Annotated in this window: 20 protein-coding genes; 10 read left to right on the top strand and 10 right to left on the bottom strand. The window is 73.3% G+C overall.

The features are described from left to right. Nucleotides 1–81 precede the first annotated feature (81 nt). From AB0O11_RS08170 to manA, 7 genes are all read left to right on the top strand, one after another. On the top strand, nucleotides 82–1,371 hold the full coding sequence (locus AB0O11_RS08170; RefSeq protein ID WP_363383184.1) for a sugar ABC transporter substrate-binding protein: 1,290 nt from the start codon (nucleotides 82–84) through the stop codon (nucleotides 1,369–1,371). A gap of 168 nt (nucleotides 1,372–1,539) precedes the next feature. After that, nucleotides 1,540–2,412, top strand: coding sequence for a sugar ABC transporter permease (locus AB0O11_RS08175; protein WP_363383187.1), 873 nt, complete (start codon nucleotides 1,540–1,542; stop codon nucleotides 2,410–2,412). 4 nt (nucleotides 2,413–2,416) lie between these two features. Further along, nucleotides 2,417–3,325, top strand: a complete 909-nt coding sequence (locus AB0O11_RS08180) for a carbohydrate ABC transporter permease (protein ID WP_363383190.1) — start codon at nucleotides 2,417–2,419, stop codon at nucleotides 3,323–3,325. Nucleotides 3,326–3,369: 44 nt separating this feature from the next. Next, nucleotides 3,370–4,635 carry a glycosyl hydrolase gene (locus AB0O11_RS08185; RefSeq protein ID WP_363383193.1) on the top strand — a complete coding sequence of 422 codons (1,266 nt, stop codon included), beginning with the start codon at nucleotides 3,370–3,372 and terminating at the stop codon, nucleotides 4,633–4,635. A 132-nt stretch (nucleotides 4,636–4,767) separates the two neighbouring features. Beyond that, entirely contained in the window at nucleotides 4,768–7,809 is a 3,042-nt protein-coding gene (locus AB0O11_RS08190; RefSeq protein ID WP_363383195.1) for a glycoside hydrolase family 38 C-terminal domain-containing protein, read from the top strand. A 92-nt stretch (nucleotides 7,810–7,901) separates the two neighbouring features. Beyond that, nucleotides 7,902–8,834: an ROK family protein gene (locus AB0O11_RS08195; protein ID WP_363383198.1), complete on the top strand. Its 933-nt coding sequence runs from the start codon at nucleotides 7,902–7,904 to the stop codon at nucleotides 8,832–8,834. A 20-nt stretch (nucleotides 8,835–8,854) separates the two neighbouring features. Then, nucleotides 8,855–10,102, top strand: coding sequence for a mannose-6-phosphate isomerase, class I (manA, locus tag AB0O11_RS08200; protein WP_363383201.1), 1,248 nt, complete (start codon nucleotides 8,855–8,857; stop codon nucleotides 10,100–10,102). Nucleotides 10,103–10,129: 27 nt separating this feature from the next. Here manA and AB0O11_RS08205 read toward each other — a convergent pair whose 3' ends face one another. The 8 genes from AB0O11_RS08205 to AB0O11_RS08240 form a co-directional block, all read right to left on the bottom strand. Further along, nucleotides 10,130–10,525 carry a DUF2267 domain-containing protein gene (locus tag AB0O11_RS08205; RefSeq protein ID WP_224285228.1) on the bottom strand — a complete coding sequence of 132 codons (396 nt, stop codon included), beginning with the start codon at nucleotides 10,523–10,525 and terminating at the stop codon, nucleotides 10,130–10,132. Nucleotides 10,526–10,798: 273 nt separating this feature from the next. After that, nucleotides 10,799–11,410 (bottom strand): thioesterase family protein, encoded by a 612-nt coding sequence (locus AB0O11_RS08210; RefSeq protein WP_363383204.1) that lies wholly within the window; start codon nucleotides 11,408–11,410, stop codon nucleotides 10,799–10,801. A 17-nt stretch (nucleotides 11,411–11,427) separates the two neighbouring features. Next, entirely contained in the window at nucleotides 11,428–11,625 is a 198-nt protein-coding gene (locus AB0O11_RS08215) for a hypothetical protein (RefSeq protein WP_363383206.1), read from the bottom strand. 371 nt (nucleotides 11,626–11,996) lie between these two features. Beyond that, complete coding sequence (locus AB0O11_RS08220; protein WP_363383208.1) at nucleotides 11,997–12,959, bottom strand: DUF6528 family protein; 963 nt, start codon at nucleotides 12,957–12,959, stop codon at nucleotides 11,997–11,999. Between the two features lie 320 nt (nucleotides 12,960–13,279). Next, nucleotides 13,280–14,668 (bottom strand): FAD-binding oxidoreductase, encoded by a 1,389-nt coding sequence (locus AB0O11_RS08225; protein WP_363383210.1) that lies wholly within the window; start codon nucleotides 14,666–14,668, stop codon nucleotides 13,280–13,282. 107 nt (nucleotides 14,669–14,775) lie between these two features. Next, nucleotides 14,776–15,273 carry a flavoprotein gene (locus tag AB0O11_RS08230; protein WP_363383212.1) on the bottom strand — a complete coding sequence of 166 codons (498 nt, stop codon included), beginning with the start codon at nucleotides 15,271–15,273 and terminating at the stop codon, nucleotides 14,776–14,778. Between the two features lie 238 nt (nucleotides 15,274–15,511). Then, nucleotides 15,512–16,924 (bottom strand): hypothetical protein, encoded by a 1,413-nt coding sequence (locus AB0O11_RS08235; RefSeq protein ID WP_363383214.1) that lies wholly within the window; start codon nucleotides 16,922–16,924, stop codon nucleotides 15,512–15,514. Nucleotides 16,925–17,220: 296 nt separating this feature from the next. Continuing rightward, entirely contained in the window at nucleotides 17,221–18,183 is a 963-nt protein-coding gene (locus AB0O11_RS08240; protein ID WP_363383216.1) for an FAD-dependent oxidoreductase, read from the bottom strand. Between the two features lie 127 nt (nucleotides 18,184–18,310). Here AB0O11_RS08240 and AB0O11_RS08245 point away from each other — a divergent pair, with 127 nt between their 5' ends. Then, nucleotides 18,311–19,225, top strand: a complete 915-nt coding sequence (locus tag AB0O11_RS08245) for a LysR substrate-binding domain-containing protein (protein ID WP_363383218.1) — start codon at nucleotides 18,311–18,313, stop codon at nucleotides 19,223–19,225. A gap of 67 nt (nucleotides 19,226–19,292) precedes the next feature. Here AB0O11_RS08245 and AB0O11_RS08250 read toward each other — a convergent pair whose 3' ends face one another. Further along, a complete protein-coding gene (locus AB0O11_RS08250; RefSeq protein ID WP_363383220.1) occupies nucleotides 19,293–19,778 on the bottom strand; it encodes a cysteine/serine endopeptidase inhibitor in 486 nt (161 codons plus the stop codon). Between the two features lie 403 nt (nucleotides 19,779–20,181). On the opposite strand from AB0O11_RS08250, the gene AB0O11_RS08255 reads away from it, so the two are divergent. Both AB0O11_RS08255 and AB0O11_RS08260 read left to right on the top strand, forming a co-directional pair. After that, nucleotides 20,182–20,835, top strand: a complete 654-nt coding sequence (locus AB0O11_RS08255; protein ID WP_363383222.1) for a 4'-phosphopantetheinyl transferase superfamily protein — start codon at nucleotides 20,182–20,184, stop codon at nucleotides 20,833–20,835. Between the two features lie 103 nt (nucleotides 20,836–20,938). After that, complete coding sequence (locus tag AB0O11_RS08260) at nucleotides 20,939–21,322, top strand: barstar family protein (RefSeq protein ID WP_363383224.1); 384 nt, start codon at nucleotides 20,939–20,941, stop codon at nucleotides 21,320–21,322. A gap of 5 nt (nucleotides 21,323–21,327) precedes the next feature. Here the strand turns inward: AB0O11_RS08260 and AB0O11_RS08265 are convergent, their stop codons facing one another. Continuing rightward, entirely contained in the window at nucleotides 21,328–22,308 is a 981-nt protein-coding gene (locus AB0O11_RS08265) for a polysaccharide deacetylase family protein (RefSeq protein WP_363383226.1), read from the bottom strand. Between the last annotated feature and the right edge of the window lie 27 nt (nucleotides 22,309–22,335).

Here is a 22,335-nt window from a genome sequence, read left to right on the forward strand (position 1 = left end):
GACAGAACCCCGGGGAACAGCCCCGGGAAACCCCCGAGCTCAGCACGATCCCCCACCCACCCCCAGGACCGGGAGACCCTCATGCGAAGAATCTGGGCGGCACTGACCACGACGGCGCTCGCCACCGCCGCGCTCACCGGCTGCGGACTCGGCTCCGGCGACACCAAGAGCAGCGACGCGGTGGCGAGTGCGGCCGCCACCGGCGAGGTCAAGGGCAGGGTCTCGCTCCAGACCTGGGCGCTCAAGCCGAAGTTCACCGACTACATGCAGGGCGTGATCGACGGCTTCAAGAAGAAGTACCCCGGCGTCGAGGTCGAGTGGCTCGACCAGCCCGGCGAGGGCTACTCCGACAAGGTGCTCAGCCAGGCCGCCGCCGGCACCCTGCCCGACGTGGTCAACCTCCCGCCCGACTTCGCCTTCCCGCTGGCGAAGAAGGACGTCCTGCTGGACGTCGCCAAGGCCGATCCGAAACTCGCCGAGGAGTACGTCTCCGGCGGCGTGGACGCCTACCGGTTCAACGGGCACCAGGGCACCTTCGGCTACCCGTGGTACCTCAACACCGATGTGAACTACTGGAGTTCGGAACTCCTCACGAAGAACGGCCTGGACCCGCAGAAGCCCCCGGCCAGCCTGGACGAACTGATCGCCCAGGCCCGGGTGATGAAGGAGAAGTCCGGCGGCCAGACCTACCTGATGAGCCGCAAGCCGGGCATCGGCGACCTGTACAACATCGGCGTGAAGATCATGTCCGACGACGGCAAGGCCTTCACCTTCAACACCCCCGAGGCCGCGGCGCTGCTCGACAGGTACCGCGACGCGTTCAAGGAGGGCCTGATGCCGAACGGGGTGCTGACCGACACCTACGCCGGCAACTCCAAGCTCTTCAGCTCCGGCACCGCGGCCTGGACCACCGGCGGCGGCAACTTCATCACCAGCCTCGCCACCGACAACCCGACCCTCGCCCCGAAGGTCGTCCCCTCCACCGCGATGGGCACCCCGCCGCTGTACGTCCAGGGCCTGTCCATCCCGAAGAACACCAAGAACCCGGCCGCCGCCGTGGCCCTCGCCCGTTGGGTGACCAGCCCCGAGAACCAGGCCGCCTTCGCCCACCTGACCAGCGTCTTCCCGTCCACCAAGGCCTCCGCGAACGACCCGTTCTTCAGCAAGAGCGACGGCACCAACGCGGGCGACGCCAAGGTCATCGCCTTCACCTCGCTCGCCAAGGCCCAGCTGATCCAGCCCGTCGAGGTGGACGACGCCATGGGCACCGTCATCAAGCAGCAGTTCGCGCTGGCCATCAGCGGCGAGACCAGCTCCAAGCAGGCGCTGGACACCGCCGTCGAGCAGTGCAACAAGCTGCTCAAGGGCTGACCCCCAGCACGCGCACGGGTTTCCCCCTACGCAAACGGGCTCCCCCACGACGCGGCACCGCGCCCCGCGACGCCCCCACCCCGTACCGGCGAAGCGGCGGGCCTCCCCCACGCCCGCCGCTCCCCGGGAGTCACCCGCACCACCCCCAGGCCCCAGGAAGGCACCCGCATGACCCACCGGCGCTGGTTCACCCCCTGGCTGCTCGCCGGGCCCGCGATAGTCTGGCTGGCCGTCTTCAACCTCTGGCCGGCCGTCAACACGGTGATCCTGTCCTTCACCAACGCCAAGCCGCTGGGCGGCGGGCAGTTCACCGGCCTGGAGAACTACGGCCGGCTACTGGACGACGAACAGCTCGCCGACGCCCTGCTCAACAGCATCGTGTTCATGCTGGTCTGCCTGCCCCTGCTGACCGTCCTGCCGCTGCTGCTCGCCCTGCTCGTCCAGCGCAGGATCCCCGGCATCACCTTCTTCCGCACCGCCTTCTACACCCCGGTGATCGCCTCCGCCGTCGTGGTGGCGCTGATCTGGGGCTGGGCGCTGGACGACCGCGGCCTGGTCAACGGCCTGCTGCGGCAGACCGGGCTGGCCGACTCGCCGGTCTCCTTCCTGACCGACCGCTGGCTGCTGCTGTTCAGCGCGATCGCCCTGACCGTCTGGAAGGGCCTCGGCTACTACATGGTCATCTACCTGTCCGCCCTCGCCAACGTCCCGCGCGAGCTGCACGAGGCGGCGGCCGTGGACGGCGCCGGCCCGGTCAGCCGGTTCTGGCACGTCACCCTGCCCGGGGTGCGCCCGACCATGATCCTGATCTCCGCGCTGATCTCGGTGAGCTCGCTGCGCGTCTTCTCCGAGCTGTACGTGCTCTCCAACGGCCAGGGCGGCCCCGGCGGGCGGGACATGTCCGTGGTGATGCTGATCCAGATGTACAGCCGCGGGTTCAACGGCCACCTGGGCTACGCCTCGGCGCTCAGCCTGCTGCTGTTCGTCGTCACCCTCGGCCCGATGCTGTTCCTGATGCGGCTGAACCGGAAGGCGGCCTGACCTGATGACCACCGTCCGCACGCAGGCCACCGAGCCCGCCACCGCCACCGAGCCCGGCAGGCCCGGCAGGCCCGCCCGGGGCTTCAACACCCCCTCCCCCGCCCGGACCGCCGCCCGCTACCTGCTCCTGGTGCTGGTCCTGCTGCTGGTCATCGGCCCGTTCCTGTGGCAGCTGTCCACCTCCCTCAAGGGCCCCGCCGAGGACGTCTACACCCGCACCCCGAGCTTCCTGCCCGACCAGCCCACCCTGGGCAACTACGGCAAGGTCGCCGACGTCATCCCGGTGTGGACCTACGCACTCAACTCGGTGATCGTCGCCGTGGTCTGCATCACCGGCAACGTGGTCGGCTGCACGCTGGCCGGCTACGCGCTCGCCCGGCTGCGCTTCCGCGGCGCCAAGCTCGTCCTCGGCCTCTTCCTCGCCACCCTGATCCTGCCCGGCGAGGTCACCATCGTCTCCCAGTACGTGCTGGTGCGCAGCCTCGGCCTGGCCGACAGCCTGGCCGGCGTCGCGCTGCCCGGCTCGATCGCGATGCTCAACGTGCTGCTGATGCGCACCGCGTTCGCCGCCGTCCCGGCCGAGCTCGACCAGGCCGCCCTGGTGGACGGCGCCACCGTCTGGCAGCGGCTGTGGCACATCGGTCTGCCGAACGTGCGCGGCATGCTCAGCGTGATCGTGATCTTCACCTTCATCGGTGCCTGGGACGACTTCCTGTGGCCGCTGATCGTGCTCAACGACCCGCAGAAGTACACCCTCACCGTCGGGCTCCAGTACCTCAACGGCACCTTCTCCGCCAACCCCCGGCTGATCGCGGCCGGCACCATGATCGCCTTCCTGCCGATCGTCGTGGTGTTCGGCCTCTGCCAGCGCTTCTTCTTCAAGGGCGTCGAGGAGGGAGCCGTCAAGGGATAGCCCACCGTCCGTACGCCCCACACCCGTTGAGGAAGCCACCGCACATGACTGCCACCCCGCAGGCCCCCCGCTTCGGCGTCAACTACACGCCCAGCGCCGGCTGGTTCCACCACTGGCTCGACTTCGACCTGGACGCCGTGCGCGCCGACTTCGACTCCATCGCCGCCCTCGGACTGGACCACGTACGGGTGTTCCCGCTCTGGCCGGTCTTCCAGCCCAACCGCACCCTGATCCGCCCGCGCGCCGTCGACCAGCTGACGGCCCTGGTGGACGCGGCCGGCGAGCGTGGGCTGGACGTCGCGGTGGACGGCCTGCAGGGCCACCTGTCCAGCTTCGACTTCCTCCCGTCCTGGACCCGGACCTGGCACCGGCGCAACATCTTCACCGACCCCGAGGTGCTCGACGCCCAGGCCGCCTACCTGCGCACTCTCGCCGGGGCGCTGCGCGGGCGGCCCAGCTTCCTCGGAATGACGCTCGGCAACGAGATCAACCAGTTCTCCGGCGCCCCGCACCCCGACCCGGACCGGGCCACCTCCGCCGAGGCCGAGGCCTGGCTGCGCCGGATGCTCGACGCCTGCGAGCAGGGCGCCCCCGGCCGGCTGCACCTGCACGCCTCGTACGACGCGGCCTGGTACCTGGACGAGCACCCGTTCACCCCCTGGCACTCGGCCCGGATCGGCGCCGCGACCGCCGTGCACTCCTGGGTGTTCAACGGCACCGCCCAACGCTACGGCGCGCACTCCACCGCCACCGCGCAGCACGCCGCGTACCTGGTCGAGCTGTCCAAGGCCTGGGCGGACGACCCGGCCCGTCCGGTCTGGCTGCAGGAGGTCGGCGCGCCCGCCCCGCACATCGCCCCGCAGGACGCCGCGCGCTTCACCGGCGCCACCGTGGAGGCCGCACTGGACTGCCCGGACCTGTGGGGCGTGACCTGGTGGTGCTCCCACGACGTGGACCGCTCACTCGCCGACTTCCCCGAACTGGAGTACAGCCTGGGCCTGCTGACCACCGACCGGACGGTCAAGCCGGCCGGCGCCCGGCTCGCCGAGGCCGCCGCCGAGGCCCGCCGGTCCTGGCAGCCGCCCAAGCCGCGCAGCACCGCCGTGGTGGTCGCCACCGGCGGCGAGGTCACCTCGCCGCGGCGCTCGGTCTGCGGCCCCGGCGGTGCGGTGTACGAGACGTTCATGCGCCTCGCCGAGGAGGGCGTCCGCCCGACCGCGGTGCTCGCCGAGCGCGCCGAGGACCGTGCGCACCTCGCGGCGCGCGGCATCACCGAGGTGGTCCACCCCGCCGACGTACGTTCTCTCTAGCCCATCCGTCTCCCCCTCGGCCCCATAACCTCAGCCCCGCAACCTCAGCCCCGCAACCTCAGCCCCGCGACCTCAGCCGAGCGCCAAGAACCTCAGCCACGCACCCTCAGCCACGCAACGGAGCCCGCCGACATGCACGATGACCGCACCCTGGTCGAGTCCCGCCTCAAGCGCGTCCTGGACGAGCGCATCCGCCCGGCCGTCTACCCCGAGTCCGTCCCGCTGGAGGTCGGCATCTGGACGGCGCCCGGCGAGCCCGTCCCGGTCGCCGAGGGCCTGGCCGCCCCGCCCACCCCGATCGCGGTGGGCGACGCCTGGGGCGCGCCCTGGGGCACCAGCTGGATCACCGTGACCGGCACCGTGCCGCAGGCCTGGGCCGGACGCACCGTCGAGGCGCTGATCGACCTGGGCTTCGACGCCAACATGCCCGGCTTCCAGTGCGAGGGCCTGGTCTACCGCCCGGACGGCTCCCCGGTGAAGGGCCTCAACCCGCAGAACCAGTGGGTGCGGATCGCCGCGCCGGCGGCCGGCGGCGAGCAGGTGCTGCTGCACGTCGAGGCCGCCTCCAACCCGGTCATCCTGGACTACCACCCGTTCCTGCCCACCGAGCTGGGTGACAAGGAGACGGCCGGCGACCAGCCGCAGTACAAGCTGGCCCGGATGGACCTGGCGGTCTTCGACGAGACGGTCTGGCAGCTCGTGATGGACCTGGAGGTGCTCGGCGAGCTGATGGCCGAGCTGCCGGTGGAGAGCGCCCGCCGATGGGAGATCCTGCGCGCGGTCGAGCGCTGCCTCGACGCGGTCGACCTCCAGGACGTCAACGCCACCGCCGCGAAGGCCCGTTCGGAGCTGGCCGGGGTGCTGGCCGCGCCCGCCGTGCCGTCCGCGCACCGGATCAGCGCGATCGGCCACGCCCACATCGACTCGGCCTGGCTCTGGCCGCTGCGCGAGACCGTCCGCAAGGTGGCCCGCACCACCGCCAACATGACCGCGCTGCTGGAGGACGAGCCGGACTTCCGCTACACCATGTCCCAGGCCCAGCAGTTCGCCTGGATCAAGGAGCACCGTCCCGAGGTGTACGCCCGGGTGCGGAAGGCGGTGGCGGAGGGCCGGTTCGTCCCGGCCGGCGGCATGTGGGTCGAGTCCGACACCAACATGCCGAGCTCGGAGGCGATGGCCCGGCAGTTCGTCCACGGCAAGCGGTTCTTCCTGGACGAGTTCGGGGTGGAGAACCACGAGGCCTGGCTGCCGGACACCTTCGGCTTCACCGGCGGCCTTCCGCAGATCATCCGCAACGCGGGCTCCAAGTGGCTGCTGACCCAGAAAATCTCGTGGAGCCAGGTGAACCGGTTCCCGCACCACACCTTCCTCTGGGAGGGCATCGACGGGACCCGGATCTTCACCCACTTCCCTCCGGTGGACACCTACAACTGCTCGATGAAGGGCAGCGAGATCGCCCACGCGGCGAAGAACTTCAAGGACAAGGGCGTCGCCCGGCACTCGCTCGCCCCGACCGGCTGGGGTGACGGCGGCGGCGGCACCACCCGCGAGATGGTCGCCAAGGCCGCCCGGATGAAGGACCTGGAGGGCTCGGCCACCGTCCGCTGGGAGAATCCCGCCGAGTTCTTCGCCAAGGCCGAGGCCGAGTACCCGAACCCGCCGGTCTGGGTGGGCGAGCTCTACCTGGAGCTGCACCGCGCCACCCTGACCAGCCAGGCCAGGACCAAGCAGGGCAACCGGCGCAGCGAGAACCTGCTACGCGAGGCCGAACTCTGGTGTGCCACCGCCGCGTTGCGCACCGGCGCGGCCTACCCGTACGAGCAGCTGGACCGGATCTGGAAGACCGTCCTGCTGCACCAGTTCCACGACATCCTGCCCGGCTCGTCCATCGCCTGGGTGCACCGCGAGGCCGAGGCGACGTACGCGGCGCTGGCCGGGGAGCTGGAGGCGCTGATCGACGCGGCCCAGCAGGCGCTGGCCGGGGCGGCCTCCGGCGGGCGCGAGCTGGTGTTCAACGCGGCGCCGCACACCCGCTCGGCGGTACCGGCCGGCGGGGCCGCGGTCGCCGCCGTGACCGGCCCGGAGTGCGCGGTGGCGCAGCGGCCGGAGGGCGGCTTCACCCTGCGCAACGGCCTGCTGGAGGTCGTCGTGGACGCGGACGGCCTGATCGCCTCGGTGGTCGAGCTCGCGACCGGCCGGGAGACCGTCGCGCCCGGCAGCCGGGCCAACCTTCTCCAGCTGCACCCCGACTTCCCCAACATGTGGGACGCCTGGGACGTGGACCAGTTCTACCGCAACACCGTCACCGACCTGACCGGCGTGGACTCGCTCACCGCCGACCGCACCGCCGAACTGGCCTCCGTGCGGATCGCCCGCTCCTTCGGCTCCTCCACCGTGGTGCAGACCCTCACCCTGCGGGCCGACGAGCAGCGGCTGGACATCGACACCGTGGTCGACTGGCACGAGACCGAGAAGTTCCTCAAGGCCGCCTTCCCGCTGGACATCCACACCGAGCGCTACGCCGCCGAGACCCAGTTCGGCCACCTCTACCGGCCCACCCACACCAACACCAGCTGGGACGCCGCCAAGTTCGAGGCCTGCAACCACCGCTTCGTCCACCTCGACGAGCCCGGCTGGGGCGTCGCCCTGGTCACCGCCTCCACCTACGGCCACGACGTCACCCGCGCGGTGCGCTCCGGCGACGGCGGGACCACCACCACGGTCCGCTTCTCGCTGCTGCGCGCCCCGCGCTTCCCCGACCCGAAGACCGACCAGGGCCTGCACCGCTTCCGGCACGCCCTGGTGCCGGGCGCGGCGATCGGCGACGCCGTCCGCGAGGGCTACCGGATCGGCCTGCCGGAGCGGCGGGTCACCGGCAGCGCCGAGCAGGTCGCTCCGCTGGTACGGCTGGACAACGACGCCCTGGTGGTGAGCGCCGTCAAGCTCGCCGACGACCGGAGCGGGGACCTGATCGTCCGGGTCTACGAGGCGGGCGGCGGCCGTGCCCGGGGCCGGCTCACCACCTCCTTCCCGCTGGCCGGCGCCGTCTCCTGCGACCTGCTGGAGCGGCCCTGGGACGGCACCCGCGGCGAGGTGGCGGTCGAGGACGGCGCGGTGCGCCTCGCACTGCGCCCGTTCGAGCTGGTCACGCTGCGGCTCGGCGCGGCCGGCTGACGGGCGGCCGACCACCCGTCTGTTCTACGCTGTTCGGCGCCTCGGCCTCCGCGGCCGGGGCGCCGACCCCATCGACCGCTTTGGAGCCCACCGTGCCCGTCACCCCGCTGTTCGCCGCCCTCGACATCGGCGGCACCAAGATCGCCGGGGCGCTGGTCGACGGCGACGGCCGGCTGCGGCACCGGCTCCAGCTGCCCACCCCGGCCGCCGAGCCGGGCGCGGCCGTGCTCGCCGTGGTGCACCAGGTGCTGGCACAGCTCGCCGGAACGGCGGACTGGGCCGCCGTGACGGCCGTCGGGATCGGCAGCGCCGGCCCGGTCGACCTCGTCGGCGGCACCGTCAGCCCGGTCAACATCCCCGGCTGGCGGAGCTTCCCGCTGGTCGCCGCGGTCGCCGCACACCCGGCTGTGGCAGCCCGCGCGCTGCCCGTCCACCTCGCCGGGGACGGCGTGGCGATGGCCGCCGCCGAGCACTGGCAGGGCGCGGCCCGAGGCGCCGACAACGCGCTCTGCCTGGTGGTGTCGACCGGCGTCGGCGCCGGGCTGGTGCTCGACGGCGCGGTGCGCCCCGGCCCCAGCGGCAACGCCGGCCACCTCGGCCACATCACCGTCGAACTGGACGGAGAGCCCTGCCCGTGCGGCTCGCGCGGCTGCCTGGAGGGTCTCGCCAGCGGCACCGCGATCGCCCGCCGGGCCCTCGCCGCGGGCTGGCGGCCCGCGGACGGCGATCGGACGGCACGCGCCGTCGCCGCCTCCGCCGCCGCGGGCGACCCGGTCGCCCTCGCCTCCTTCGACCGCGCCGCCCAGGCACTGGCCGCCGGGATCGCCGCCACGGCCGCCCTGGTGGACCTCTCCCGGGTCGTCATAGGCGGCGGCGTGGCCGGTGCCGGGGACCAGCTGTTCGCCCCGCTCGCCCGCCACCTCGACCGCTACGCCGCCCTCCCGTACATCCGCGGCCTGGACGTGCGCCGCGCCGCACTCGGCACCGACGCCGGGCTGATCGGCGCGGCCGCGCTCTGCCGCTGAGCCACCCCGGAGCCGCCCGCATGCCGCCGCTCAGCCCCCTGCCGTTCGCCCTCCTGCAGAACCCGGTCCGCCGCTACGCCTGGGGCTCGCCCACCGCCATCCCCGCGCTCACCGGCACCACCCCCGACGGCACCCCGCAGGCCGAACTCTGGCTGGGCGCCCACCCGTCGGCGCCGTCCCTGCTGTCCGGCGACGGCGGCCCGCAGCCGCTGGACCGGCTGATCGACGCCGACCCGGACGGCATGCTCGGACCGGACACCGTACGGCGGTTCGGCCCGGCGCTGCCGTTCCTGTTCAAGGTGCTGGCCGCCGACCGGGCGCTCTCCCTCCAGGTCCACCCCACCCGCGCCCAGGCCGAGGCCGGGTACGCGGCGGAGCAGGCCCGGGGCGTTCCGCCGGACGCGCCGGAGCGGGTGTTCAAGGACCGTGGGCACAAGCCCGAACTCATCTGCTCGCTCGGCGACTTCGAGGCCCTGTGCGGCTTCCGCCCGGCCGCCGCCACCGCCCGGCTGCTGGACGCCCTCGGCGTGCTCTCCCCCTGGGCCACCGCGCTGCGAACCCGGCCCGTCGAGGCCGTGCTGCCCGAGCTGCTGCGCTCCGGCCTTCACGCCGACGCCGCCGAACTCATGGCCGTCACCGACTCCCTGCGCCGGGCGGCGGCGGCCGGCGGACCGCACGCCGCGAGCTGTGCCGCCTACGCCCGCCTCGCCGCGGAGTACCCCGGAGACCGGGGCCTGCTCGCCGCGCTGCTGCTCAACCATGTCCGGCTCACCGCCGGGCAGGCGCTGTACCTGGACTCCGGGGTGCCGCACGCCTACCTCCGGGGCGTGGGTGTGGAGTTGATGGCCAACTCCGACAACGTGCTGCGCTGCGGTCTCACCCCCAAGCACGTCGACGTGGACGGCCTGCTGGCGGTCACGTCCTTCCGCACCGGGGAACCCGAGGTGCTGGTGCCGCGCCCGCTCGGGGACGGCGCCGGCCCCGACTCCGGCGCCGGCATCAACACCGGCACCGGCGTCGAGGAGGAATTCCCATCGCCCGCAGAGGAGTTCAGGCTCTCGCGGCTGCGTCCCGGCGCCACCTCCGTCCGGGTCGACCTCCCCACCCCGCAGATCCTGCTCTGCGTCGCCGGCCAGGCCTGGCTGCGAGCGCCCGGCGGTGCCGGGCTCGCGCTTCCGGCGGGCGCGTCGGCCTACCTGCGCCCGGGCGCCGGGCCGGTCGAACTGACCGGCCCGGGCGCGGAGCTGTTCCGGGCGACCACCGGGTAGCGGCGCCCGACGGCCGCGCGGACGTGCTCAGGCCCGTGCCGGGTGTCCGAACAGCAGGTCGTAACCGTCCGGGAGCTGCTCGATCACCCGGTCCAGCAACTCCCCCGGGACCAGGTCGGCGACCGTGCTGAGCACGGCCCCGATGTCCCACTGTGCCGTCGCCGGGGTCGCCCCGTCGATCCAGCCCACCACGGCCTGCACGAAGCGCTCGGCGGTCAGTGGCTCGGCCGCGGGCCCGGCGTCGCGCAGCAGCGAGGCGTAGGTGACGGGCAACGCGTCGGCGAGTTCGCCCCGCTCGGACCCCACCAGGTGCTCGCCGAGCAGGGCCAGCACGACCCGGGCGGCGTGATCCGCCTCAGCCTCGCCCCGGTACTCGCCGCGCTCCACGACGCGGGCGAGGAAGTCCTCCCAGGAGATGGTCATCGCATCCTCCTTCCGGTCGGCGGGCTCCGGCCGGGCCGACGACGGCCTGCTCGCCCTGGGCCTGGAGGGAGGTCGCAGCCCGTGACCACCGCGGGGCGTACCGGTGCCCGTGCTGCTCAGCGTAACTCGCCGCGGCGCCTTCGGAACCGCCCTTCTTCCTGGGTACGGCGGGACCGCAGGGACCGGGGAGGCCGGGAACGCAGGTGAGGCCGGGGACGCAGGCCGGGCGGACCGACGCCCTTGTCGATCACGCCACCGGCCCGGGACGGCGGTTCACCCCGCCGAGGCGTGGCACCGCCGACGCGGCCGCCGGGACGGCACCACCACGCCGGCGGCCGCACCGGCCGGTACGCGCTGTGCCGGGGCCGTCGCGCTCACCGCTGCCGCCGCGGCCACCGCGGTGGCGGCACCCGCCGCGGTCGCGGCCGGCACGGTCGTCGCCGCGGTCACCGTCGTGGCCGCCAGGAGCGCCTGGGCGCGGGCCGCGTCCGTCATAAACGCCGAGAGAAAGCTCCGCTCGGCCGGGCTCAGCGCCCGTGAGCGGCCCGATTCGCGGTCCCGCGCGACCACCACGGTCCGCGCCCGCATAAAGGTGATCCGGTCCCGGCAGACATTCACCTCGACCTGCGCGGAACTCCGTCCGAGCCGTTCCACGACGAGCCGCACCGACAACGGCTCGGGCCGGTGGTGCAACTGTTCCAGGAAGTCGATCTCATGCCTCGCGATAATGAATCCGAACGGGAACAGCGATTCCCGCACGGCAGTCTCGTGATGACGGAACAGGTCGTAAATCCCCTCCTGGACGTAGCCGACCAGACGGGCGTTGTTGATGTGCCCGTTCTCGTCGACGTCACTCCACCGGGTGGGGCAGGACAGCACGTGCACGCCCGGTCGCACCGCGCTCACTGCCGGGTCAGCCCGGCAGCGGCGGGGAGCAGCGCGCGCTGCAACCTGGCGTAGTAGCCGGAGTGTTCGGCCGCCATGCGGGCCGCGGTCCACCCCTCCTCGGCTGCCTCGGCGGCCGCCTGGACGACCAGACTGTCGAGCACCGCGTCGACCGCGCGGCACAAGTCGTGAACGGCCGCGAGCCGCTCGGTCACGTCCGCTCCGCTCCCGGCGTTCCGGGACGGGAAGGCTGCCAGTGATTCCATCGCGAGCTGAAGGTCGTCGACTCCATCCGGCCGGTTTTCCGCACGGAAATTCCGCATGTTTTTCTCCAGGACTCATTCGGCCGTTACGGCCCAGTAGCTAGCGTTCGAATACACCGGATCGGCGTCGACCCCCCGACCCCACGACGCTATCCCAGCCGACCGGGGTCGACGGATGGTTTGCCGACCGCGACGGGAAACTGACCTCCATCGGAGTAGTTTGTCGGTGTACACAATATGCCCCATCAGCCGAATGCCGTCCGCAATTCGGGTGGTATCTCCGACGCGCGCGCCCAGATCGGCCACCTGGGGTCCAGAATCTGCTACCAGCCACTCCACCACCTCGCCTTGTACAGGTGCGTGCCGCGCAGCGACCGCGTTCCCTCCGGCCGGTGCAGGGTGATCACCGAGGTGCACCAGTCGCACGGCGCCGCGTGCTCGGGCGTCACCGTGAGCAGCCGGCCGGTGCCGGGCTCGTCGCCGACGCTCTTGAGGTCCCGCTCGGCGGCCGGATCTGCCAGTCGCACGGCGGCGAAGCGGTCGGTGGCGGGGTCGTAGCGCCACAGGCCGGTCAGCGTGGTCACCCAGAACCGCCCGGGAGCCGCCAGTACGGCGGCCAGGTCGTGCCCGCCACGGCCGGGCAACGGGCTGCTCCGCACCGCGGTGAGGGTGGGCGCGGCCGGGGTTCCGCCGACCCGCAGCGCGGTCAGCACCGTATCCCCGAGCACCCAGAGCAGGCCGGTCCGCCCGTCCCAGTGCACCCCGTGCGCACCCGGCAGCGGGAACTCCGCGTACGCTGCGGCCCGCGGGCCCTGCGACGCCGCGTACAGCCGCACCCAGCCGCCCGTGCTCGCTGCCACGGCCACGTTGCCGTCCGGCAGCAGTTCGATGCTGTGCGGGTTGACGGCCGTCCCCAGGTCCGCCGCCCAGTGGACGCGGTTCGTGGTGGTCTCCACGACGGCCGCCAGCCCACCGGAGGCGGTCGTCAGCAGGTACCGGCGCCCTTGCCGGACCCGGGACTTCGCCTCGTCCGGGTTCGTCCAGCTGCGCTCGGGCGCCAGATCCGCCAACTCCGGTGCCCGGTCCGCACTCCAGCCCCAGACCACCGGCAGCCGGTCCGGGCCGCGGTAGGCCATCAGATCCTCGGCGCTCTGCAGCACCAGCACACTGCGCGAGGCCTGGTCCACGACCGCCACCTGCCAGCCCGGCGACCTGGCCCACGCGCCGCTCCCGGGCGCGCAGAGCAGCAGGGCGACCGCAAGGGCCGGCAGTGTTCTCCTCGGCACGCCTTCACCGTCCGTGCTGCGGGCCCGCTCCGCTCGGCGGCAGGTCCGAACGGCCGATCGGCACGGCGGCCGCTCCGGCCGGACCCGGTCGTCGACTTCGCCGCCGACGGCGGCGGATCCACCTTGTTCACCGTCATCCGCACATCGTGGCGCGACGCTCGCCCCGACGGCCGTCGCAACACGGTCCGGCACGGCGGCCCGACCGCCGACCGCGCTCGTTCCGCGTCCGGGGACTCAGCGCCCGGCGATCGGCCCTGGATTCGGCACACGGAGACTCAGCGATCGGCGATTCAGAATCCGGGGACTCGGCGCCCGGCGGCTCAGCGCCCGGCGATGAGGTCCGCGACCCGGGCGATCGGCGAGGTGGTGGCCCGGCCGGCCGCCTCCTGCCGGTCGGCGGCGTGGTACGCGGCGTACATCGCGTGCACGCCCAGCCAGCGCAGCGGCTCCGGCTCCCAGCGCCGCACGGTGTGGCCCACCCAGGGCAGCCGGGTCAGCTCGGTGTCCCGGCCGAGCACCAGGTCCCGCAGGGTGCGGCCGGCCAGGTTGGTGGTGGTCACCCCGCTGCCGACGTACCCGCCCGCCCAGCCGAGCCCGCTCACCCGGTCCAGTTCGACGGTGGCGCACCAGTCCCGGGGCACCCCGAGCACGCCCGCCCAGGCGTGGTCGATCCGGGCGTGCGCGGCAGCCGGGAAGAACCGGTCGAGGATCGCCCGGAGCTGGCGCACCGTCTCCACCTGGGTGCTGCCGTCCGAGTCCGTCCGCGAGCCGAACCGGTACGGCACGCCCCGCCCGCCCAGCGCGATCCGGTCGTCGGCGGTGCGCTGCGCGTACATGTAGGCGTGCGCGAAGTCGCCCAGCACCTCCCGGCCGTGCCAGCCGGTCTCCGCCCAGAACTCGGCGGGCAGCGGCTCGGTGGCGACCATCGCGGAGTTCATCGGCAGCCAGGTCCGCTTCTCGCCGCGCAGCCCGGCGGTGAACCCCTCGGTGGCACGCAGCACATGGTCGGCGGTGACGGTGCCGTACGGGGTGACGGCGCGGGGCTTGCGGTAACCGGAGCCGGGCAGGATCGCGGTGACCGCCGTCCCCTCGTACACCTCGACGCCCGACCCGCGCACGGTGCGCGCGAGGCCACGGGCGAGCTTGGCGGGCTGGATGCGGGCCCCGTACGGGCTCCAGCAGCCGCCGAGGGCGCCGGCCACGTCGATCCGCTCCCTTGCCTCCTTCGCGCCGAGCAGCTCGACGCGCCCTTCGCCGTAGGCCCGCTCGCCCTCGACGTGGGCGCGCAGGCGTTCCAACTGCGGCTTGCTGCGGGCCACTTCGAGTACACCGCCGCGGACGATGTCCGCCTCGATCCCCTCGGTGGCGGCAATGTCGACGACCTCCCCGACCGCCTCGTCCATCATCCGCTGCATCGCGGCAGCCCGCTGCCGCCCGTACCGCTTGGCGAACGCACCGCGCCCCGCGAAGCCGTTGTACAGCCAGCCGCCGTTGCGGCCGGAGGCGCCGTAGCCGCAGAAGCGCTGTTCGAGGACGGCGATCCGGAGGGAGGGGTCGGCCTTCTTCAGGTAGTACGCCGTCCAGAGCCCGGTGTACCCGCCGCCGACGATGCACACCTCGACGTCCCGGTCCCCCGGCAGCCCGGGGCCCGGCTCGGGCACCCCGTCCGCCGCGTACCAGAACGACACCTCGCCGTTGACCGCCGCCACCGGAAACCTCCCACACCCTCGCTGACCTGCCCGGACGCTACCTCCAGAGCTTCGGCACCAACCACCCCTCACACTGCAAGGATCGCCGGCCCGGATCAGCCACTCTGTCAGTCCCGCAGCAACTCCAGGGCCCGCGTCCAGTTGTAGGAGCCGGGCACGAAGCCCGCGATCCGCACCCCCATCCGCCGCAGCTTCGCCAGGCTCTCCTCGTACGCGGGATGCGCCGCCTGCGCCGCGCTCAGACACGGCTGCACGGCCACCGGGATGCCCCAGCCGTACGACTCGCAGAGAATCCCCAGGGCCAGGGTGTCCGAGATCCCCAGGGCCCACTTGTTGATCGTGTTGAAGGTGGCCGGCGAGACGACGACGGCGTCCGGGTCCGGCAGTGGCCGGGGCTCCCCGGGCTTCCGCCAGGCCGAGCGGACCGGATACCCCGTCTGCGCGGTGATCGCGTCCGCGTCGATGAGCGTCATCGCGTTCGGAGTCGCCACCACCCCGACGTCCCACCCCTGCGCCTGCGCAGCGGCGATCAACTCCCCCACCCCGCCCGCGACTCCCGCCGCGCACACCACGACGTACAACACCGGCTTCCTGGCCTCGGACACCCTTGGAATCCCCACTCTCGAACCACCAGCGAACCCCAGAACAGTAAGCTGCCCGTATGGTCCGCTCCGTGGTGTTCGACATCGGCGAAACCCTCGTCTCCGACGTCGACGAGGCGAGACGCACCGGGCTCCTCCTGCTCGCCGACATCTTCGAAGCCGTCGAACGCCACGTCTGAACCGATCCTCGTCGGGCTCGCCTCTGCGAATCGCAGAGGCGAGCCCCCAGCCTGCGCGGGTCTCAGGTCCGGATCCGGGCCGGTGGGGCGATGGAGGGCGGGGAGCAGCGAGGGGTGGTGGCACAGACGGTGAGCGGTCTCGGGTGGGGGCCGTCAAGGATCTGGACGGACCAGAGCACGGGGTAGGTTCCGCCGCAGATGCCGCAGCTCGGGCGGGGCGGCGCGGTGGGCATCGGGGGCGCGGTGGGCATCGGGGGCACGACGGACGGCCGCGGGGTCGGCGGGGCGAGCGGGGGCGGCGGGGCGAGCGGGGGCGGCGGGGTGCCGGCCCAGGCGGGGAGGTCCGCGGCGAGGGCCTCGAAGTCATGGCCGCACTCGGAGCAGGTGTCCAGGACGGACTCGGTGCGCATGTCGCCGCAGCGCGGGCAGAAGGTCACCGGCTGTTCGTCGGCGACGGTGCTCTCGCAGCGCGCGCAGACGAAGTCCGGGTCAATCTTGGAGCGTTGGAAGACCGACCCGAAGATCAGGAAGGGGTTGGGTTCGCCGTCGTTCTCGTACGTCGTCTGCACGACGGAGGCGATCGTCTTGAGGCGGTTCTTGCGCTGCCGCAGCCGTTTGAGGTCCAGGTTCACCACCTTGGTCTGCCGGCAGTCCCGGCAGGTGCAGAGGGTCCGGACGGGCAGCTGCGAGCGGATGCCGAACTGGCGGTGCAGGAACTCGAAGGCCGGGCGGTCCTCCTCGGTGACCGCCACCTCCACGGAGCCGAGGCCGCCCGCGCCGAGGCGGCCTTCCACCACCGCCGCCAACCGTGCGACGTCGGAGGCCAGTTGGGCCGGTACGCCGTCCCGACGGCTGCCGATCATCACCGGGATCGCCAGCAGGGTGCGGGCGGTGACCATGTCCATCGCGAGGAACCCGGCCGGGGAGCGGAAGACGATGCGCTCGATGCCCTCCCACAGGGACGGGCCGGTGGAGCGGCGCCCGCCGGAGAGCCGCTCGTTGACGCGGGCGGCGACGCCGCCGACCAGCCGCTGGCCGGTCTCGTGGTGCCGGGCCAGGTTGTCGGCCCGGGGTGCGCGGGCCCACCACCGGGGTTGGGGGAAGCCGGCCGCTCCGGCTGCCGGGTCGAGGCCGGTGAGTGCGCGGTCGAGGGCGAGCAGCGCCGTCTGGAAGGCGGCCACATAGGGCTCCTGCACGCCCAGCGCGATCACCGAGACCGCCCGGTCCGTCAGGTGCAGCGAGACCGAGGTGCGGTCGCCGTCGGCGGGCACGAGGTGGAGGCGGGCCGCCAGCGGCACCTGGTCGGGCAGGAGCATCGCCGAGCGGACGGCGGAGCCGCGCCGGGCCTCCACCACGGTGGCCATCTCCGAGGTGATCTGGAAGCCGAGCGAGCGCAGCACGTCCACGGCGGCGACCCGGACGCGTCCGGTGTCGGCGTGGACGCGGCGCTCGGCGTCGAGCGTGATCGAGGCCAAGGTTCCTCCGGAGGAACGAAGTTGGGGAGCGAGAACGGAAGCGGGACGGTCTCAGCGCGCAACCGTAGCGAATGCGACTCACCGCCGTGGCCGGAACGGACCGCCGAACGCGTCGGGCCACGGGTGCTCCGACCGCGCTCGTTCGCCGGGGTGCACGGTTCTCGACCTCCTGCGGTCCGCTGCCTGCGACAGAGCAGGGCGCCCCTGGCCGGACCTCACGCCTGCCGCCGGCACCGGGCCCGCCCTCGCCCCATCGGCTCGACGGGCTCCGGCACCGACCCGGTGCGGATTCCCGGTCACCCCACCAGTTCGGCGGCGGCGTCGGCACAGCCCCAGCTGAGGGTGACGCCGGCGCCGCCGTGGCCGTAGTTGTGGACGATCCGGCCGGCCGGGTCCGCTTCGAGGCGGGGGCCGCCGTGGCGGGCGGGGCGCAGGCCGACGGCGTGGCCGATGACGCGGGCGCCGCGGAGTTCGGGTATGCGGGCCGTGCAGCGGGCGAGGATGGCCTCGGCGATGGCCGGGTCGGGCGTGGTGTTCCAGTCGTCCGGTTCGAAGGTGCCGCCGAGGACGACGTCGGCGCTGCGGGGGTGGATGTAGGTGTAGCCGGCCGGGTCGTCCTGGATGCGGGTCGAGCTGGGCAGTCCGGGGTTGCGGACCAGGACGAGCTGGCCGCGCACCGGGTGCACGGCAGGGTCGTCGCAGAGCTGTCGGGCGGCCAGTCCGGTGGCGTTGACCACCACGGGCGCCCAGGCCAGGGCCTGGTCGAGGGCGTCGAGTCGGCGGTGGACGATCTCGCCGCCGTTGTCGATGAACCGGCCGAGCAGCCAGGGCAGGTAGAGCGGCATCTCGACGGCGGGGGCCGTGAACGACCAGCCGTCCGCGCAGTCCGGTCCGCGTTCGGCTGCCGTCAGCCGGTGCAGGTCGGGGACGGCGTCACCCCACCAGGGCAGGCCCGACGGCTGCCGCTGGTGTTCCAGCATGCGGGTGCTGCGCATCGAGACGCCGGGTACGCCCTGCGCGGCCTGGCGGGCGAACTCGGCGAAGGCGGTCGCGGACCAGTCCGCCACCCGGCCGCTCGTGCCCGTGGCGACGGGGAACCAGACGGCCGCGGCCACGGCGGAGGTCGTCGACAGCAGCCCGTCGGCCGTCACCACGACGACTCGAAGTCCCTTCTCCTGCAAGCGGATCGCCGTGGTGAGCCCGATGATCCCGCTTCCGGCCACGACGACGTCCTTCGCCCCACCCACTGCATCGCCCATCGCGAACTCCTCCTCCCGAGGACCGCCCACCGGGTGTCGGCGGCCGTCTCCAGGAAATCCGGCCGCACCGACGGCCGTCCAAGACCAGTTCTGTCCCACGGCGATAAGCTGCGCTTATCATCACCGGATGGATCTGCGTCGGATGCGCTACTTCTCGGTACTGGCCGAGGAGTTGAACTTCACCCGCGCCGCGCGCCGACTGCACGTGGCGCAGCCTGCGCTCAGCCAGCAGGTCAAGGCGCTGGAGCGGCAGCTGGGCGTACAGCTGGTCGAGCGGACCAGCAAGGGCTGCGCGCTGACCCCGGTCGGGCGTGCGGTCGCCGAGGAGGCCCGGCGGGTGCTGCGGGAGGTGGCGGCGGCCGAGGAGCGGGTCGCGGCGGTGGTCCAGGGGCGGGAGGGCCGGCTGCGGGTGGCGTACACCCGCTCCGCCCGCGGCGGGGCCTGCGACGTCCTGGTGACGGAGTTCCGCAACCGCTACCCCCGGCTCGACGTCGCCCTGCAGACCGGTTGGACCTCGCACAACGTTGCCGAGCTGCTCGCCGGGCGGCTGGACGCGGCGTTCGTCCGGCCGCCACTGGACGTCCCCGGGCTCGACTGCCGGATCATCGCCGAGGAGGAGCTGCTGCTCGCCGTGCCGGCCGGCCATCCGCTCGCCCGCACCCGGGCCCGGATCGGCCGGCACCGGATCGCGGACGAGCCGGTGGTGCTGTGGCCGCGGGAGAACGGGCCGGGGATGCACGCGCTGATCACCGGGCAGCTGTGGCCGGGCCGGTCGCCGCGGATCGTGCGGGAGGAGCCGGACGACGAACAGCTCCTGCTGGCCGTGGCGGCGGGCTACGGCATAGCGCCGATACCCGAGGGCCGGGCCCGGGTGTTCCGGATCCCCGGCGTCCGCCTGCGCCGGCTCACCTCCCCGGTGCCGACCGTCACGCTGGGGCTCGCCCACGATCCGCGGACCGCTCCCCCGGCCGTACAGCTGCTGCTCGCGATGGCCCCGCCGCTCGTGCAGGCGGAAGCGCCGCCCGGACGCGGTCGGCCGTGATCCCGGCCTCCGACCGTGCCCGCCCCCGCCGACCGGGCGGGGGCGGGCACGGTCGTCAGGGGCGGGCTCAGCCGATGGTGGAGCCGGCGATCGGGGCGGAGAGCTCGACCGTCTTGCCGTTCAGGGTGGTCTTGACGAACTGCCAGGTCAGGCCGGTGATGATGCCCTTGTCCAGCGGGGCGAGCTTGGCGAAGGCGGGCTGGCTGAGGTCGATGTGGGTGGAGTCGCAGGAGGGACACTGGTCCTTCACCGGGACGGTGACGGTCTTGCCCTGGTAGGTGACCTTGACCGAAATGCCCTTGCAGACCGGGTCGTTGTTCGGGTTGGCGGTGGTCCACCAGGTGTGCGAGACGGCGACCAGCATCTGGGTGGCGGCATTGATCTGGGTGCCGCAGGCGCCGTAGCCGGCGTCGTTGTAGTAGGTGGCCTTGCCGGTCATGGGCTGGTTGATCGGTATCGCGGCGCTGGCGGAGCCGGCCGTGAGGGCGATGAGGGCGGCTGCGGCGAGCGGGGCGCCCGCGAGGATCCTGAGGTTCTTGCCGATGGCGCGCATGGTTCGTTCCCTCCGGTTGCAGTGCAGGTCATGGCAGTACAGGTCATGTACATGACAGGCCGGAACTCGACACATTCGCACGACAGTTCGTCAACCGAATGTCCGCCCCCGTGGAGGAAACGTATGCGCCCGCCCGCAAGGTGGTCCAGACCTCCGCAATGTTGGCATGAACACAAGACAGGGATCTTTACCAATGCGGCCGAAGGGGCGAAGATGCGTGACAGGCCCGCCACGGATGGTGCTGCCGCCTTCGGGCAGTCCGCGCGCCGCGCGGGGCGGCGGCCGCCTTCGAACAGTCCGGGCGGGCAACGGGCAGGCACCGATCCGTCCACCGGGAGCCCTCGGTCGGGTTACCCTCGTCCCGCGCGGCGACCACCCGCGCGGCCGACCGAGGGGGGAACGGATGATCGGGGACCTGCTGCCGGACGTCGTGGTGACCGAGGTGGCCTACGACGACCCGCCGGAGGCCCGGCTGGAGCCCGAGGAGGAGCCGGCCGTCGCCCGGGCCGTCGACAAGCGGCGCCGCGAGTTCACCACCGTCCGGCACTGCGCCCGGGCCGCCCTCGCCCGGCTCGGCGTCCCGTACCGCCCGCTCGTCCCGGGTCTGCGCGGCGCGCCGAGCTGGCCGGACGGCGTGGTCGGCAGCCTCACCCACTGCGACGGCTTCCGCGCGGCGGCCGTGGCCCGGGCCGGCACCCTCGCCTCCGTGGGCATCGACGCCGAGCCCGCGCTGCCGCTGCCGGAGGGCGTCCAGGAGGCCGTCGCGCTGCCGGTGGAGCAGCAGCGGCTCGCCAAGCTGGCGGCCGAGCGCCCGGACGTCCCGTGGGACCGCATCCTGTTCAGCGCCAAGGAGTCGGTGTACAAGGCCTGGTTCCCGCTGACCCTGCTCTTCCTGGACTTCCACGAGGCCGAGCTGGACCTCTCCCCCGACGGCACCTTCACCGCCCGGCTGCTGGTCCCGGGCCCGGTGGTCAACGGCCGCCGGATCGACGGCTTCGACGGCCGCTGGGCGGTCCGGGACGGGCTGCTCGCCACCGCGATCGCCGTCTCCCCCTGATCCGTCCGCCCCGAGCCGCCTCCCCCTGATCCGTCCGGCCCGGCCTGTTCACCCCGGGCCGTCCGCCCGGACCCGTTCACCGCCGCGGCATATCCTCGACCCCGTGACGGTGACCTATGTGATCGACGGCAACGAGATCAAGACCCTTGAGGACTTCTGGGACGTGGTCGGGCGGGCCATCGGGGTGGACGGCTACTTCGGCCGCAACCTCGACGCCTTCGCCGACTGCCTGCGCGGCGGCTACGGCACGCCCGAGGACGGGGACTGGGTCATCGAGTGGCGCCGTCACGAGGTCTCCCGCCGCAACCTCGGCCACCCGGAGACGGTCCGTCAGCTGGAGCTGCGGCTGGCCCGCGCCCATCCCACCAACCGCGCGCGCATCACTGCCGAGCTGGACGCCGCCCGGGCGGGCCGGGGGCCGACGGTCTTCGACTGGCTGGTCCGGGTCGTCGAACAGGAGCACCCGGGCGGCCTGCGCCTGCTCTGAGCCGGCTAAAGCACGTCCGAGAGCCGGACGAAGCGCCGCCCCGCCGCCAGCAGCCCCGGCACCGCCGCCGCCACCCCGGGGGCGGTGCCGCCGCCCGGGTGGTTCAGGTGGCCGATCACGATCGCGCCGGGCGGGGCGGAGGCGACCTCCCGCCGCACCTCGGCGGCCGGGAGCGTCGCCCCGCCGTCCCCGTTCACGGTGAAGCCGGCCACCAGCTGGCCCAGGTCGGCGACCACCCGGGTGGCGACGTCGTCGTAGTGCGCGGTGCCGGAGCGGAAGAACCGGGGCGGGTGCCCGAGCAGCCCGGCGAGCTTGTGGGCGTTGCCCACCACCTCGTCGTACACCTCGCCGACGTCACGCGTGCCGGAGATGCCGTAGGCGGAGCGGCCGGAGACCGAGAGCGGACGGTGCGCGGTTCCATGGTTGCCGATCTCGAACAGCGGGTCGGCGGCGAGCCGCTCGAACTCCTCGGGGTTGGCGTCGATCCAACGGGCGTTCAGGAAGAGCGTGGCCGGCACGTCCTGCGCCCGCAGGAAGTCGATCAGGTCGGCGTCGTAGCCGTTGCCTCCGGGGCCGCCGCAGGCGTCGAAGGTGAGCGCCATGGCGCCCTCGCCCTCCGGCAGCGCGGTGATCACCCCGTCGACCTCCGGCCCCCATTCGCTCGGAGCCAGTGCGCCGTACCGCTCGACCACCTCGGCCCGGGTCGGCTCGTGCGGCGGCTGCTTCGCCGGGTCCGGCGTCGGCTCCGGCGCGGGCGTCGACGCGGCGGCGGCCTCGGTGGGGCCTCCGGACGGCGTAGCGAACGGTGTGCCGGGCGGCGCGGCGGACGGTGTCACCGAATCCGCCGAGGCGCCGCCCACCGCCGAGGCCGGGCCGGTGTCCGCCGCTCTCGTCCGGCACCCCGCCAGCGCTCCCCCGGCCACCGCCATGAGCAGCGTCCGCCGACTCACCGACACACCCGCCTCCATCCGCGCCATTTCGCACATGAACTGACTCCATGACCATGAACCGAC

The sequence above is a fragment of the Kitasatospora sp. NPDC093102 genome (genome assembly GCF_040683915.1).
Lineage (GTDB): Bacteria > Actinomycetota > Actinomycetes > Streptomycetales > Streptomycetaceae > Kitasatospora.

Excerpts from the sequence above, each read along its gene's own strand:
- AB0O11_RS08170 (WP_363383184.1), top strand. The coding sequence starts at position 82 with ATGCGAAGAATCTGGGCGGCACTGACCACGACGGCGCTCGCCACCGCC.
- AB0O11_RS08175 (WP_363383187.1), top strand. The coding sequence starts at position 1,540 with ATGACCCACCGGCGCTGGTTCACCCCCTGGCTGCTCGCCGGGCCCGCG.
- AB0O11_RS08180 (WP_363383190.1), top strand. The coding sequence starts at position 2,417 with ATGACCACCGTCCGCACGCAGGCCACCGAGCCCGCCACCGCCACCGAG.
- AB0O11_RS08185 (WP_363383193.1), top strand. The coding sequence starts at position 3,370 with ATGACTGCCACCCCGCAGGCCCCCCGCTTCGGCGTCAACTACACGCCC.
- AB0O11_RS08190 (WP_363383195.1), top strand. The coding sequence starts at position 4,768 with ATGCACGATGACCGCACCCTGGTCGAGTCCCGCCTCAAGCGCGTCCTG.
- manA (WP_363383201.1), top strand. The coding sequence starts at position 8,855 with ATGCCGCCGCTCAGCCCCCTGCCGTTCGCCCTCCTGCAGAACCCGGTC.
- AB0O11_RS08205 (WP_224285228.1), bottom strand. The coding sequence starts at position 10,525 with ATGACCATCTCCTGGGAGGACTTCCTCGCCCGCGTCGTGGAGCGCGGC.
- AB0O11_RS08240 (WP_363383216.1), bottom strand. The coding sequence starts at position 18,183 with ATGGGCGATGCAGTGGGTGGGGCGAAGGACGTCGTCGTGGCCGGAAGC.
- AB0O11_RS08245 (WP_363383218.1), top strand. The coding sequence starts at position 18,311 with ATGGATCTGCGTCGGATGCGCTACTTCTCGGTACTGGCCGAGGAGTTG.
- AB0O11_RS08250 (WP_363383220.1), bottom strand. The coding sequence starts at position 19,778 with ATGCGCGCCATCGGCAAGAACCTCAGGATCCTCGCGGGCGCCCCGCTC.
- AB0O11_RS08255 (WP_363383222.1), top strand. The coding sequence starts at position 20,182 with ATGATCGGGGACCTGCTGCCGGACGTCGTGGTGACCGAGGTGGCCTAC.
- AB0O11_RS08265 (WP_363383226.1), bottom strand. The coding sequence starts at position 22,308 with ATGTGCGAAATGGCGCGGATGGAGGCGGGTGTGTCGGTGAGTCGGCGG.